The organism is Pseudoflavonifractor intestinihominis, from assembly GCF_040096055.1.
Taxonomy (GTDB): domain Bacteria; phylum Bacillota; class Clostridia; order Oscillospirales; family Oscillospiraceae; genus Pseudoflavonifractor; species Pseudoflavonifractor intestinihominis.
Map to the genome: position 1 here is coordinate 25664 of NZ_JBBMFK010000020.1, position 13250 is coordinate 38913.

Here is a 13250-nt window from a genome sequence, read left to right on the forward strand (position 1 = left end):
TACCTATGACCGAAATCATCAGCGTCCGCTTCAAGAGCGGAGGCAAGGAGTACTACTTCGACCCCAGGGGCACCCAGGTCCGGGCCGGACAGGGCGTCATCATCGAGACCTCCCGGGGCATCGAGTACGGCGAGTGCGCCAAGGGCAACACCATGGTGGAGGACGAGAGCGTGGTGCCCCCCCTCCGCCCCCTGGTGCGCATCGCCACGGAGAAAGACCTGGACATCGTCTCCCGCAACCGGGAGAAGGAGAAAAAGGCCTTCCAGATCTGCCAGGAGAAGATCGCCGCCCACGGGCTGGACATGAAGCTGGTGGAGGTGGAGTACAACTTCGAGGGGAACAAGATCCTCTTCTTCTTCACCAGCGAGGGCCGGGTGGACTTCCGCGCCCTGGTGAAGGACCTGGCCGGCGTGTTCCACACCCGCATCGAGCTGCGGCAGATCGGCGTCCGGGACGAGGCCAAAATGCTGGGCGGCCTGGGCATCTGCGGCCGTCCCTTCTGCTGCGCCTCCTTCCTGGACGACTTCCAGCCCGTGTCCATCAAGATGGCCAAGACCCAGAGCCTGTCCCTCAACCCCACCAAGATCTCGGGCACCTGCGGGCGGCTCATGTGCTGCCTGAAGTACGAGCAGGACGCCTATGAGGACGCGGTGAAGCGGATGCCCAAGAACGAGAGCTTTGTGGAGACCCCCGAGGGCGTGGGCACTGTGTCCCAGGTGAACCTGCTGCGGGAGACGGTGAAGGTGCGGCTGGACGACGCGCCGGAGAACCCCCGCTGCTTCCACAACTGCGAGATCTGCGTGGTGCGCAACGGCAAGGGCAAGCGACCGGAGGGGTATGTGCCCCCGCCGCCGGAGGAGCTGGCCAAGCTGCGCAAGGTGACCCCGCCGCCGGAGGACCCGGAGGAGCGGCTGCGCAGCAGCCTGGGCACCGCCCTCACCGGTCTGGGGCTGACCGCCTCGGTGCGTGCCGAGGGGGAGAAGCAGGCCGAGGGCGCCAAGCCCGGCCGGAGCCGCAGCCGGAACCGGAACCGGGGCGGCGAGGGCAAGGTCGAGCAGCCTGCCCGCCAGGGCCAGGAGGCCCGGCCCCAGAAGAAGCAGGAGAGCAAGCCCCGTCCCGAGCAGAAGAAGGCCGAGCCCAAGGCCCTGCCCGAGGGCAAGCCCAAGCAGGAGAAGCGGCCGGACAAGCCCCAGCAGAGGCCCAGAGGGGACAAGCCCAAGCAGGAGCGGCCTCCTCAGCAGGCCCAGCAGCAGCCCAGGCCCAAGGCTGAGACCAAGCCCGCCGAGACGGTGAACACCGAGGGCGCCGCCGAGGGCGGCGAGAAGAAGTCCACCCGGCACCGCCACCGCCGATACCGTCCCCGCCCCAAGGGGGAGGGCGGCGGCAATCCCCCTGCGCCCCAGGGCTAAAGAAATATACAAACGCGGCGTCTCGTCTTGAGACGCCGCGTTTTTTTGTTTTGCCTTCCCCTGTGTTTGCCTTCCCCTGGGGGAAGGTGGCTGGCCGCAGGCCAGACGGATGAGGGGAAAGGCAGGTCATAGCGCAGTAAATGGGGCCCCCGCGGAAGGTGGAACGCCTTTCGCGGGGAGAGGAGCCGCAGTAAAATGAGCGAGCTTTCGCCTTCAGGCGGAAGCGAGGGATATGGCACTTACGGCGACGACGTCTCCGACGGCCTACTTTCCAGCGAGGGAAAGTAGGCAAAGCTCGCCATGGGGCAACAGGCGCAGAGGGCCCTTCCAGGGCCAAATGCGCCCGTTTCCCCCTGGTACCCCCTTTCCCGGGGGCCCCGCCGAAGCCCAGCGAAGTGGGTTCGGTGGGGAGAGGACGAGCAGCGGAGTGAACGAGCCCTGGCATTTATGCCGGGGTGAGCGATACGCAGCTTGCGAGGACGAGGTCCGGCGGCGGTGTCCAATCACCTGCCGTATTTGAGAGAAGTTACTATGCCGGTTCGGTGCCCAGCGCGCCGTAACTGCATGGCCCGAGCAGAGTTACCCGCCCAGACTTGTGAGCTGCTGCAATTCAATGACCTTTCTCAATGCCGCACAAAGTCTCTGCGCCGTGTTTCAGACACTGCCCGAGGCAGGCCTTCCCCTGGTGGAGGAAGCCTATAGGGTGAGTTTTAAGCCTTCCCCCATGGGGGAAGGTGGCTGGCCGCAGGCCAGACGGATGAGGGGAAAGCCCCTGCTCACCGCCGCAGTCCCCCTCATCAGTCACGCTTTCGCGTGACAGCTTCCCCCAACGGGGGAAGCCTGTGTAGCCCGTCTCAATGCCCCAGTGAGCACACTGGGGCGGATGAGGGGAACCGCGGACATCGTGCAGCCTGCAAGGACAAGGGGCGGAGAGCGGAAAGGCCAAAAGCCGCCCTACACCAGGCCGTACTTCCGGCACACGGCCCGGTATGCCTCCTGGTCCCCGGCGCAGTCGCTCAGCGCCCGCAGCAGCTCCGCCAGGGTATCCAGATCCGCCCCGCTCAGAGGCAGCTCCAGAGGCGTGATCTTCATCTGTTCCTGGGCGTCGGCGGCGGAGTAGGCCCCGGTGTAGGCGTACACCCCGATGCGGTCGGTGAGGGCGTGGAGGTTGCCCGAGTTTGGGTCACGGTCAAAGGTCTGGAGGGACAGAAGAAACTCCGTCTCCCCACGCCGGACGCACACCCACATCCAATCCCGCAGGTCGTAGGGCGGGGCCAGACGGCGGCCCGAGGTGTACCGCCCGATCCCCGATCCGCCGGGGCGGGGACCGGTGTCAAAGTCGGGCAGGGCCTTGAAATAGGCGGCCATCCTGTCCCGCTCCTGCCTCCGGGCCCGGCGGTACTGGTCCCGGAGGGCGGAAAAATCCGCCCCGTGGTCCGTGTCCCTCAAGGTCCTCTCCCCTTTCCAACGCTGTATCAGCCATAGGATACCACGCCCCAGGGCGGCGGAGCAATCCCCCCATGCAAAAAGCGCCGGAGACTGATGTCTCCGGCGCTTTTATCGCGGGTTATGGCGTTTACTGTCCCCGGTGCTCGCCCCGGCTGTAGGCCACCACGGTGCGGCGGTTGGGCTCGGTGCCGGTGGAGTAGGTGGTCACGTCGGGGTAGTCCTGAAGGGCGGTGTGGATCACGTGGCGCTCGTAGGCGTTCATGGGCTCCAGCGTCACGTTCCGGCGGTACTTGACCACCTTGCCCGCCACCTTCTGGGCCAGACGGGCCAGGCTCTCCTCCCGCTTGGCGCGGTAGCCCTCGGCGTCCACGTGGACCCGGACCCGGTGGGACTGGCCGTGGTTGACGGCGTAGTTGGTCAGCTGCTGGATGGCGTCCAGGGTCTCGCCCCGGCGGCCGATCAGACCGCCCAGGTGCTCGCCCAGCAGCTCCACCTCATAGGTGTTCTCCTCACCCAGGGTGACGGAGGGGACCGCGTCTGAACCCATGTGGGCCAGCAGGCCGGTCAGGAAGGTCTGAATCTTCTCTGCGCGCTCGTCGCCGTCCACAGCGGCGGCAGCGGGCTGAGCCTTGGGCTCCTCGGCCACAGGGGCCTTGGGAGCCTCCGGAGCGGCCTTGGGAGCCTCCTCCGCCACAGGGGCGGGGGCCTCGGCGGGCTTCTCCTCGGCCACGGGCTCCTCGTCGGGGGCCTCGTAGGTCACCTTCACCTTGGCCGGGGAGGCGCCGATGCCCAGGAAGCCGGTCTTGGCCCGCTCCAGCACCTCCACGGACACGTCGTCCCGGTCCATACCCAGCTTCTGGAGGGCGGCCTCAATGGCGGCCTCCTCGGTGCGGCCGGTGCTCTCAATATACTTCAGCATGCGCTGTTTTCTCTCCTTTTTGAGGAAAAGTGTCAGGACTGCTTTCCGTCCTCGCCGGAAGCGTCGTAGTTGGGGGCGTCATAGTGGGGGGTCTCAAAGCCGGGGGCCTGGGTGGTGCCGTCCTCCTGGGCAGGGGCCTCAGCGGGCTCCTCTGCGGGGGCCTGGGCGGGCGCGGCGGGGGCCTGCTCCGCCTTCAGTTCGTCCACGATCAGCTGGTCGGCGGCCTGCTCCAGGGCGGCCTCCTCCCGGGCGTCGGACTTGTGCTCCAGCTTCTTGTCCTGGGCGTTCTCCACCACAGTGCCGTTCAGCTCCTGATAGGGCGTGGGGCCGTCGGGGCTGAAGCGGTAGGGGTCGTAGGCCCGGCCCCGGGCATAGGCACGGATGCCCACCCGGCTGGCCTCCCGGACAGCGGCGGGGATCTTGGCCTCATCCGGGTCCTTGGGGGCCTTGGGGGCCTTCTTCTTGCCCTTGTTGTTCTTGGCCTCCTCGATGCGGCGGGCACGCTCGGCCCGCTCCTCCTCCCGGCGGCGCTTCTCCTCTTCCTTCTCCTCGGCCTCACGGCGGGCGGCGGCCTCGGCCGCCTTCTCATAGTCCTTCTTCAGCAGCTTGCCGGCCAGGAACTCCTGGAGCATGGACAGCACGTTCTGGCTGATCCAGTACACGGACAGGCCCGCGGGCATGGCAAAGCCGATCCACAGGGACATGAGGGGGGAGATGATGAGCATGGTGCGGTTGGTGGAGTTGGCGGCGGCGTTGTCGGCCTGCCGGTTGATGGCGTTGGTCTTCATGGTGATGAAGGAGAAGACCAGGCCGGAGGCGGCGGACACGATGGGCATGAAGAACAGGCCGATGTGGGCCCAGTCCACGCTGCTCCAGGTCCAGAACTGCCACTGGGGCATCTGGGCCAGGTTCAGGCCCAGGAAGTTGAAGTTAATGACACGGGTGCCCTCGGCCACGGCCTGGACGGCGCCGATGTTATCGGGGGTAATGAGGGACGCCAGGTAGAGCTGGTTGTACCCGGTGTTGACGAAGTCGGCGGCCTCCTTGATCCAGCCGGCGGACACGGCGGCGTTGTTCCAGTCCACCACCCGGGCCACCTCGGCGATGACATCGGGGGTCAGGTTCATCAGGTAGGTCAGGGGCTGGCGGATGATGGCGTACAGGGGCAGCAGGATCACCAGGGGCAGCAGGCTCCACAGGCAGCCGCCCATGGGGTTGACCTTTTCCTTCTCGTAGAGCTTCTGTACCTCCAGATTGTACTTGTCCCGGTTGTTGCCGTACATTTTCTGGAGTTTCTGCATCTGGCCGTTGAGCATGTTCATCTGGATCATGGACCGCTTGGCCTTGATGGACAGGGGGAAGAGAATGACCTTGACCAGCACGGCGAAGAGGATCAGGGCGATGCCGTAGTTGTCAAAGAGCTCATAGAAGAGCATCAGGACCCATACAAAGGGGGTCAGGAGAAGCTGAATTCCTTGCATTGAATGGCCTCCAAAGTAAAATTTCGGGGCTGAAAAGGGGGATACCTCTCCCGTCAGGGCGCCAAAAGGGCGGCCCGGCTCCGGGGCGGACGCTCCGCCTCAGGGGACCGGGTCGTACTCAATGGACTTCTGCCGGTGAAAGGGCTGGCACCGCAGCAGCCGCCGCAGGGCCAGCAGGCCGCCCTTGAGCGCGCCGTACTTCTCCACCGCCTCCAGAGCGTACTCCGAGCAGGTGGGGATGAAGCGGCAGCAGGGGGGCCGCAGGGGGGAGATGCTGCGCCGGTAGAACCGGATCAGGTGCAGCAGCAGCCCCTTCATGTCCCGCTCCCGCTGAGAAGGCCCAGCTTGTCCGCCGTGCGGAGGAACTGCCGCTGGAGCTCGGCGTACCGGCTGTGGCAGGCCCGGACCCGGGCCACCACCACGATGTCGTACCCCGGGCGGATCTTGTCCTCGTTGGTGCGGTAGATCTCCCGCAGGCGGCGGCGGACCCGGTTGCGCACCACCGCCTTGCCCAGCTTGGTGCCGGTGGTGAAGCCCAGCCGGTTGTAGCCCAGCCGGTTCTTCCGGCAGTACACCGCCATGCAGGGGTTCACGGCGCTCTTTCCCTTGGCGTAGAGCCGCCGGAATTCGTGATTGAGTTTGAGAGAGACCGTGTGATCCATGCTGCGCCTTCCTTTTAGAAACGGGTTTTGGGGAGGGATGCCCCCTCCCCCGCCGGGAAAAGAGGGAAAACAGGGCGAATTTGTCCGCATGCTGCGCAGGGGCGGAAGGATATAGCTCCTCCGCCCCTCAAAAAAGCCCTATTTTCTTTTCCGCTGCCACCTTAGTGGGTGAGGCGGGCGCGGCCCTTCGCACGGCGGCGGGCCAGGACCTTGCGGCCGTTGGCGGTACGCATACGCTTGCGGAATCCGTGCTCCTTGGAACGCTGACGCTTCTTGGGCTGATAGGTACGAACCATCGTGTACACCTCCTGTTCGTTTAAAAAGCGGCCGGAGCCGCCCTCCACAACGGCCGGCAAAAAAAGCCCGGCCGCGGTCGTCAATTGGCATGCCTTTACACCCAAAAACCGGGTATAATAGTGCACTGGCTATTATAACCGAAAACAAAATCCCCTGTCAACTACTATTTTTGGAAGGAAAACAGAAAAAATTTCTCCATCCCACTATATCTTGTGGGTGTATCGAAAAATGCCACAAATCCCCTTAGTTCTTTATAGATGTGTAGGCGCAAAAAACATTGCTAGGGAGGTATTTTTTTGGTATACTCAAAGAGACGCATTTTTTTGCAAAAGGGGGTTTCACCCGTGAATTCACCGGCCGACATATGGGCCAAGGTTCTCTCCCTCATGGAAGCGGACATGACTGCCACAGCCATCAACACCTGGTTTGACGACTGCACCGCCGTGGCCTTGGAGGAGGACCGCTTCGTCATCCACTCGCCCACCAACTTCAAGCGGGACATCATCCGCAAGCGCTATGTCCCCGTCATCCAGAAGGCCCTCCACGAGCTCTTCGCCGCCGACTTCCAGGTGGAGGTCCTGGGCGAAGGGGAGCTGGACCACTTCACCGAGGCCGCCAAACCCGTGGACAGCACCTTCCTGCCCGGCACCGAGGAGTACACCTTTGAGCGGTTCGTGGTGGGCTCATCCAACAAATTCGCCCACGCCGCCGCCCTGTCCGTGGCCGACAAGCCGGGCAAGAGCTACAACCCGCTGTTCATCTACGGCGAGTCCGGCCTGGGCAAGACCCACTTGCTCTACGCCATCGCCCACCGCATCCACGCCACCCACCCCGACTTCCGGGTGGTGTACATCAAGGGCGACGCCTTCACCAATGAGCTGATCCAGGCCATCCGGGAGGGCCGCAACCAGGAGTTCCGGGAGAAATTCCGCTCCGCCGACGTGTTCCTCATGGACGACGTCCAGTTCATCGCCGGCCGGGAGAGCTCCCAGGAGGAGATGTTCCATACCTTCAACAACCTCTACGAGGCCGGCCGGCAGATCGTCTTCACCGCCGACCGCCCCCCCAAGGAGATGCTCCGCCTGGACGACCGGCTGAAGACCCGGTTCGAGTGGGGCCTGCCCGTGGACATCAAGCCCCCCGACTATGAGACCCGTGTGGCCATCATCAAGAACAAGGCCATCCGCCGGGGCATGAACCTGCCCGAGCCCGTGCTCAAGTACATCGCCGAGAACATCACATCCAACGTGCGGCAGATCGAGGGCACCGTCAACAAGATCCTGGCCTTCCAGGAACTGATGGGCGAGAGCGTGGACGTGGACACCGTCACCCGGGCCGTCCGGGACATGTTCAAGGAGAAGGCCGAGTTCCTGCCCTCCGCCGACGTGATCATCGAAGAGGTCTGCAAATTCTACAACATCGACAACGACGCCCTCCGGGGCCAGGGCCGCACCAAGGACACCGCCCTCGCCCGGCAGATGGCCATGTACCTGATCCGGCGCATGACCTCCCTTTCCCTCAAGGAGATCGGCAAGGAGTTCGACGGCCGGGACCACACCACCGTCATGCACTCCATCGAGCGCATCGAGAACCTGATGAAGTCCAACGCCGAGGTGGCCGAGATCATCAAGGACCTGAACACCAACATCAACGCCCGGTACGAATAAGCCCATAGGGCCCTTTTTCCCTGCGGAAAAGGGCCGGCCGCCGAATACCCTCTGATGCAGGATTTCCTGCACCCCGGTGATTACAGAGGGCTATCAAAATTATCAACATTCTGTGGACATGTGGAAAAGGGAAATGTGGATAACTTGCGCCCTTCCCCACGGCTGTGGAAAGCGGTGGATTTTCTCCACATACCCTGTGGACGGCCAAAGCCCTCCCGCTCTAAGGCTGGCGCAGTTTTTCCACATCCACATTCCCTACTACGGTTACTACGAATCTATATAGCCTCTCCTCTCCTGTCCGCCGCGGGAGCGGAGAGACGGAAACGGAGGTCCCATCCCATGAAATTCACCTGTGAGAAGGCCCTGCTCCAGTCCGCCATCTCCACCTCCAGCCGGGCCGTCTCCCCCAAGAGCTCCATCCCCGCTCTGGAGGGCATCCTGCTGGAGGCCGGCAGCGAACTGCGCCTCACCGGCTACAACCTGGAGACCGGCATCCGCACCATTGTCCCCGCCGACATCCAGAGCCAGGGCTCCCTGGTGCTCTCCGCCCGCCTCTTCGGCGAGATCATCCGCAAGCTGCCCGACGACACCGTTATCTTCACCGCCGAGAACTATATGGTCAACATCAAGTGCGGCATGAGCGAGTTCAACATCCTGGGCACCGACCCGGAGGAGTTCCCCGAGCTGCCCACTGTGGAGTATCAGAACTCCTTTGTCATCACCCAGGAGCGGCTCAAGGCCATGATCGGTCAGACCCTCTTCGCCGTCAGCGACAACGAGAGCCGGCCCATCCATACCGGTTCCCTCTTCGAGGTGGACGAAAACGGCCTGACCGTGGTCTCCGTGGACGGCTACCGGCTGGCCCTGCGCCACGAGCCCATCGACAAGAAGGAGGGCGAGAGCTCCTTCTCCTTCGTGGTGCCCGGCGCGGCCCTGAGCGAGGTGGAGAAGATCTGTTCCCAGGTGGACGAGCCCGCCTCGGTGACCCAGGGCGCCCGCCACGTCATGTTCAAGGTGGGGGACACCATGCTGGTGGCCCGGCGGCTGGAGGGCGAGTTCCTGGCCTACCGCCAGGCCGTGCCCCGCAACAACCCCATCCACATCGAGGGGGACACCCGGGCCCTGCTCTCCTCCATCGACCGCGTCTCCCTCATCATCAGCGACAAGCTCAAGAGCCCCCTGCGCTGCGTCTTTGAGGAGAACCTGCTGAAAATCTCCACCAAGACCGCCATCGGCGATGCCCGGGACGAGTGCCCCGTGTCCGGCGACGGCAAGGGCCTGGAGATCGGCTTCAACAACAAGTACCTGATGGACGCCCTCAAGGCCGCCCCCGCCGACCGGGTGCGGCTGGAGCTGTCCACCGGCGTGTCCCCCTGCGTCATCCTGCCCGACGACGGGGGCGACAACTTCCTCTATATGGTGCTGCCTGTGCGGCTGAAGGCAGGCGAATAACCGTGGAGCCCATCAAAATCAAGCCCTATCTGCGAAAGGTCCAGTTCTATGAGACCGACGGCATGGGCATCGTCCACCACGCCAACTACATCTACTGGATGGAGGAGGCCCGCACCGACCTGATGGACCAGCTGGGCTGGGGCTACGACAAGGCGGTGGAGGCGGGCATCGACTTCGCCCTCACCGAGGTGGACTGCCGCTACAAATCCATGACCCCCTACGGGGAGACGGTGGCCATCACCGTCACCGTCACCCGGCTCAGCCCCGCCCGGGTGGACCTGCACTACGACTTTACCAGCACCGCCGACGGCACCCTCAGGGCCGAGGGGGAGACCAGACACTTTTTCTACGACCGGGCCAAGGGCGCCCCGGTGGCCCTGAAAAAGGTCCTGCCTGAGGTGTACGAGCGTCTGGCGGCCATGCTGGGCCATCCGGAAGAGAGGAAACACAATGGAAAAGCATGAAGTGAAGATCACCACCGAGTTCATCAAGCTGGAGGGCCTGCTCAAGTTCTCCGGCGTGGCCGAGACCGGCGGCGAGGCCAAGAACATCATCCAGGCTGGGGATGTGTCCGTCAACGGCGAGGTGTGCACCATGCGGGGCAAGAAAATCCGCCCCGGCGACGTGGTCACCCTGCCCGGCCTGGAGCTGACCGTGGTATGATCGTAAAGTCCATCACCCTGGACTTTTTCCGCAATTACTCCCACCTGGAGACCGCTTTCTCCCCCGATGTGAACGTGATCTGCGGGGAGAACGCCCAGGGCAAGACCAATCTGCTGGAGGCCATCGGCTACCTGTCCACCGCCTCCAGCCGCCGGGCCCGGTACGACCGGGAGCTGATCGCCTTCGGCGCGGACCACGCCTTTGTGAAGGCGGAGGTGTTTTCCCGGGAAAGGGACTTCACCCTGGAGGCCCGGCTGTCAAGAGGCGCCCGGCGGCAGATGCTGTCCAACGGCGTGAAGCTGAAGACCGCCGGGGAGCTGGCTGGGGTGCTCAACACCGTGTTCTTCTGCCCCGAGGATTTGATGCTCATCCGGGAGGGGGCTGCGGAGCGCCGCCGGTTTTTGGACGAGTGCATCTGCCAGCTGCGGCCCCGGTACGCCGCCGCCCTGGCCGAGTACCGCCGCCTCCACGAGCAGAAGACCCGCATCCTCCGGGACTGGGAGGAGAAGCCCTCCCTGCTGGACACCCTGGACGACTTCAACCTGCGCATGGCCCAGACCGGGGCCATCCTCATCCACTACCGGGCCCACTTCGTCCGCCGCCTGCGGGAGACCGCGCCCCCCATCCACCGGGAGTTCTCCGGCGGCCGGGAGGAGCTGGGGCTGAAGTACGAGACGGTGAGCACGGTCGTGGACCCGGAGGGGAGCGTGAAGGACATCCTCTCCGCCCTCATGGCTCACCAGGAGAGCCACCGCCGGGCGGAGCTGGAGTCCCGGCAGTGCCTGTCCGGACCCCACAAGGACGACCTGACCGTGGAGCTGGGGGGCGTGGCCGCACGGCAGTTCGCCTCCCAGGGCCAGACCCGCACCGCGGCGCTGTCCCTCAAGCTGGCCGCCCGGGAGATCTTTTACGGCGACACCGGCGAGTGGCCCGTGCTGCTGCTGGACGACGTGCTCTCCGAGCTGGACCAGCGGCGGCAGAGCTTCGTCCTCAACCGTATCAAGGGCGGACAGGTGTTCATCACCTGCTGTGAGGACGAAAAGCTGGAGCACCTGGAGGGCGGCAAAGTGCTGCGTATCCATAGCGGCGCGCTGGTGTGAGGGTTTCGGACGTTCCCCTCATCCGCCCCAGTGTGCGCACTGGGGCACCTTCCCCCCAGGGGGAAGGCTTGGGTTGCCTCGACCGGAGGCTGAAATACGGCGCAGAGACTGCGTGCGGCATTGAGAACGCCCCTTGAATTGCAGCAGCTCACAAGTCTGGGCGGGTAACTCTGCTCGGGCGATGCAGTTACGATACGAACCAGCCGAACCGGCATAGTAACTGCTCTCAAGTATGGCGGCTTCTTGGACACCACCGCCGCAATCCGCATCTCCGAAAGGGGGTACCAGGGGGAAACGGGCGCGTTTGGCGCTGAAAGGGCCCTTCCGCGCCTGTTGCCCCATGGCGGCTTTTGGGTACTTTTCGCCGGAGAAAAGTACCCCGCCGGAGGCTCGTCCTCGCAAGCTTCATATCCCTCGTCCCGCCGCAAGCGGCAGGCCTCACTCGCTCCACTGCTCCGGCTCTCCCCACGAAAGACATTCCGCCTTCCGTGGGGCCCCCATTTTCGCTGCGCTGGGCTCGTGCGGGGGCCCCGAGAGGCCAGCCACCTTCCCCCCAGGGGGAAGGCTTAATAAGAACGTGCCCCATAGGCTTCCCCCACTGGGGGAAGCTGTCGCGCGAAAGCGTGACTGATGAGGGGCAAGACTTTGAAAACCAAACCAGAGATGTCCCCCAGACCACAAAAAGGAGGGTTCCGGCATGTTCCATCTGCTTCTGGCGGCCCCAGTGCTGGCGGTGTTCGGCGCGGCGGCCATCTTCGTGCTGTCCCTGCCCTTCTGGGTGGGCGGCCTGCTCCAGCTGTTCCTCACCGCGTTCTGCCGAAGAAAACCGGTGTATGCCATCCCGGCGGCGCTGGGCGTGGTGGGCGTCATCGCCTCCGCCGTGAATCTGGTCCCCGCCGTGGGCGTGGGGCCGGTGGCGGTGTACTGGCTGGTGTATTTCGTTGAGCTCCTGCTGATCTTCCTGGTGGTATACAACATCAAACGGGCCGTTCTGAGGCTGATAGACCGGAAAAAAGCCGGTACAACCCCCAAAAACGGCCAATAAGGGAGCATTATGCCCATTTTGATTCTCTTCTGCCTGCTGCCGCTGGCCCTGGCCGCGGCGGCGGAGTACGCGGCGTACCGGTTTGCCCGGCGGAAGCTGTGGCGGTGGGTGCCGCCCCTGGTGTGCCTTGGAGTGACGCTGTCCGTGTTGTTCGCCCGGTTTTTCGGCTGGTCGGACACGGAGGGCGCCCCCGTGGAGACCCTGCTCTTTGTGCCCGGACTGCCGGCGGCGCTGGCGTTTCTGGGACTGTACCTGGGCCGGCGGCTGTACAAGCGGCTGTGGGACCCCAGGGTGATCGACGACGACGGAAAAGGAGGCTGAGCCGTGTATCTGCATTTGGGACAGTCAGTGGTGGTGCCCTACCGGGACGTCATCGGCCTGTTTGACCTGGACAATACCTCCTCCTCCCACCTGACCCGGAAGTTTCTGGAGCGGGCGGAGAAGGAGGGCAAGGTGGTGTCGGTGGGCGAGGACATCCCCAAGTCCTTTGTGGTCTGCGGGGACAGGAAGGGCGGACAGACCGTCTACCTCTCCCAGATGGCCACCGCCACCCTGCTCCGCCGGGCGGAGAACAACAGTTTTGAGTGACCCGGGGCATCCCGGAGCACAAGGAAAGGAGCGCGGACCATGGAAATAGCGCCTATCACCTATCTCTGGAAGGACCGGAAGCGGATTCTGGGCCTGCCCATCACCTTCACCCGGTACCGGCTCAGCGAGGACCGGATCTTTCGGGAGACCGGCCTGCTCAACCTGAAGGAGGAGGAGGTGCTCCTCTACCGGGTGCGGGATCTGGAGCTGAAGCGGTCCCTGTTTCAGCGGATCTTCGGCGTGGGCACGGTGTGCGTCCACTCCTCGGACAAGACCACCCCCCACCTGGACCTGCTGAACATCAAGCACCCCAAGGAGGTCAAAGAGCTGCTCCACCGGCAGGTGGAGGAGATGAAGCTGTCCCGCCGCATGCGCACCACCGAGCTTCTGGGCGGACAGGGCCAGGAGGACGGCGGCCCGGACGACGGCCTGGACGAAGACGACGGCGATTTCCCCGACTGAGCTTCTCCCCTGCTCCGGGGGAGAAAACCCGGGTTTTCATCGGCGAATGGAGGAAT

Annotated in this window: 16 protein-coding genes; 10 read left to right on the top strand and 6 right to left on the bottom strand. The window is 64.4% G+C overall.

Annotated elements, in window-relative coordinates; translation table 11 throughout:
- Window positions 1–5: 5 nt before the first annotated feature.
- Complete coding sequence (locus tag WMO64_RS11845) at window positions 6–1409, top strand: regulatory iron-sulfur-containing complex subunit RicT (protein ID WP_349232125.1); 1404 nt, start codon at window positions 6–8, stop codon at window positions 1407–1409.
- 954 nt (window positions 1410–2363) lie between these two features.
- Here the strand turns inward: WMO64_RS11845 and WMO64_RS11850 are convergent.
- The 6 genes from WMO64_RS11850 to rpmH all read right to left on the bottom strand — a co-directional run bounded on the left by WMO64_RS11850 (window position 2364) and on the right by rpmH (window position 6216).
- Window positions 2364–2858, bottom strand: a complete 495-nt coding sequence (locus tag WMO64_RS11850) for a hypothetical protein (RefSeq protein ID WP_349232126.1) — start codon at window positions 2856–2858, stop codon at window positions 2364–2366.
- A 127-nt stretch (window positions 2859–2985) separates the two neighbouring features.
- The gene (jag, locus tag WMO64_RS11855) at window positions 2986–3777 is read right to left on the bottom strand and encodes an RNA-binding cell elongation regulator Jag/EloR (protein ID WP_294522768.1); all 792 of its coding nucleotides are present in this window, start codon (window positions 3775–3777) and stop codon (window positions 2986–2988) included.
- A gap of 32 nt (window positions 3778–3809) precedes the next feature.
- Window positions 3810–5258 (bottom strand): YidC/Oxa1 family membrane protein insertase, encoded by a 1449-nt coding sequence (locus WMO64_RS11860; RefSeq protein WP_349232127.1) that lies wholly within the window; start codon window positions 5256–5258, stop codon window positions 3810–3812.
- 99 nt (window positions 5259–5357) lie between these two features.
- Complete coding sequence (yidD, locus tag WMO64_RS11865) at window positions 5358–5576, bottom strand: membrane protein insertion efficiency factor YidD (RefSeq protein ID WP_294522763.1); 219 nt, start codon at window positions 5574–5576, stop codon at window positions 5358–5360.
- Complete coding sequence (rnpA, locus tag WMO64_RS11870) at window positions 5573–5920, bottom strand: ribonuclease P protein component (protein WP_294522760.1); 348 nt, start codon at window positions 5918–5920, stop codon at window positions 5573–5575. The genes yidD and rnpA overlap by 4 nt, the downstream gene beginning before the upstream one ends.
- Before the next feature lie 161 nt (window positions 5921–6081).
- Entirely contained in the window at window positions 6082–6216 is a 135-nt protein-coding gene (rpmH, locus tag WMO64_RS11875) for a 50S ribosomal protein L34 (RefSeq protein WP_006570963.1), read from the bottom strand.
- Window positions 6217–6561: 345 nt separating this feature from the next.
- On the opposite strand from rpmH, the gene dnaA reads away from it, so the two are divergent.
- The 9 genes from dnaA to WMO64_RS11920 all read left to right on the top strand — a co-directional run bounded on the left by dnaA (window position 6562) and on the right by WMO64_RS11920 (window position 13194).
- Window positions 6562–7884 carry a chromosomal replication initiator protein DnaA gene (dnaA, locus tag WMO64_RS11880; RefSeq protein ID WP_294522738.1) on the top strand — a complete coding sequence of 441 codons (1323 nt, stop codon included), beginning with the start codon at window positions 6562–6564 and terminating at the stop codon, window positions 7882–7884.
- Between the two features lie 339 nt (window positions 7885–8223).
- Window positions 8224–9336 (top strand): DNA polymerase III subunit beta, encoded by a 1113-nt coding sequence (dnaN, locus tag WMO64_RS11885; RefSeq protein ID WP_294522736.1) that lies wholly within the window; start codon window positions 8224–8226, stop codon window positions 9334–9336.
- Window positions 9337–9338: 2 nt separating this feature from the next.
- Window positions 9339–9800 carry an acyl-CoA thioesterase gene (locus WMO64_RS11890; protein WP_294522733.1) on the top strand — a complete coding sequence of 154 codons (462 nt, stop codon included), beginning with the start codon at window positions 9339–9341 and terminating at the stop codon, window positions 9798–9800.
- On the top strand, window positions 9787–9999 hold the full coding sequence (locus WMO64_RS11895; RefSeq protein ID WP_006570970.1) for an RNA-binding S4 domain-containing protein: 213 nt from the start codon (window positions 9787–9789) through the stop codon (window positions 9997–9999). The genes WMO64_RS11890 and WMO64_RS11895 overlap by 14 nt, the downstream gene beginning before the upstream one ends.
- The gene (gene recF, locus WMO64_RS11900; protein ID WP_349232128.1) at window positions 9996–11099 is read left to right on the top strand and encodes a DNA replication/repair protein RecF; all 1104 of its coding nucleotides are present in this window, start codon (window positions 9996–9998) and stop codon (window positions 11097–11099) included. Before WMO64_RS11895 ends, recF begins: the two co-directional genes overlap by 4 nt.
- 697 nt (window positions 11100–11796) lie before the next feature.
- Window positions 11797–12144 carry a hypothetical protein gene (locus WMO64_RS11905; RefSeq protein WP_349232129.1) on the top strand — a complete coding sequence of 116 codons (348 nt, stop codon included), beginning with the start codon at window positions 11797–11799 and terminating at the stop codon, window positions 12142–12144.
- Window positions 12145–12153: 9 nt separating this feature from the next.
- On the top strand, window positions 12154–12465 hold the full coding sequence (locus WMO64_RS11910; RefSeq protein WP_349232130.1) for a Tat pathway signal protein: 312 nt from the start codon (window positions 12154–12156) through the stop codon (window positions 12463–12465).
- A gap of 3 nt (window positions 12466–12468) precedes the next feature.
- Window positions 12469–12732 carry an extracellular matrix regulator RemB gene (gene remB, locus WMO64_RS11915; RefSeq protein WP_294521867.1) on the top strand — a complete coding sequence of 88 codons (264 nt, stop codon included), beginning with the start codon at window positions 12469–12471 and terminating at the stop codon, window positions 12730–12732.
- A 39-nt stretch (window positions 12733–12771) separates the two neighbouring features.
- A complete protein-coding gene (locus WMO64_RS11920; RefSeq protein ID WP_294521864.1) occupies window positions 12772–13194 on the top strand; it encodes a PH domain-containing protein in 423 nt (140 codons plus the stop codon).
- Window positions 13195–13250 lie beyond the last annotated feature (56 nt).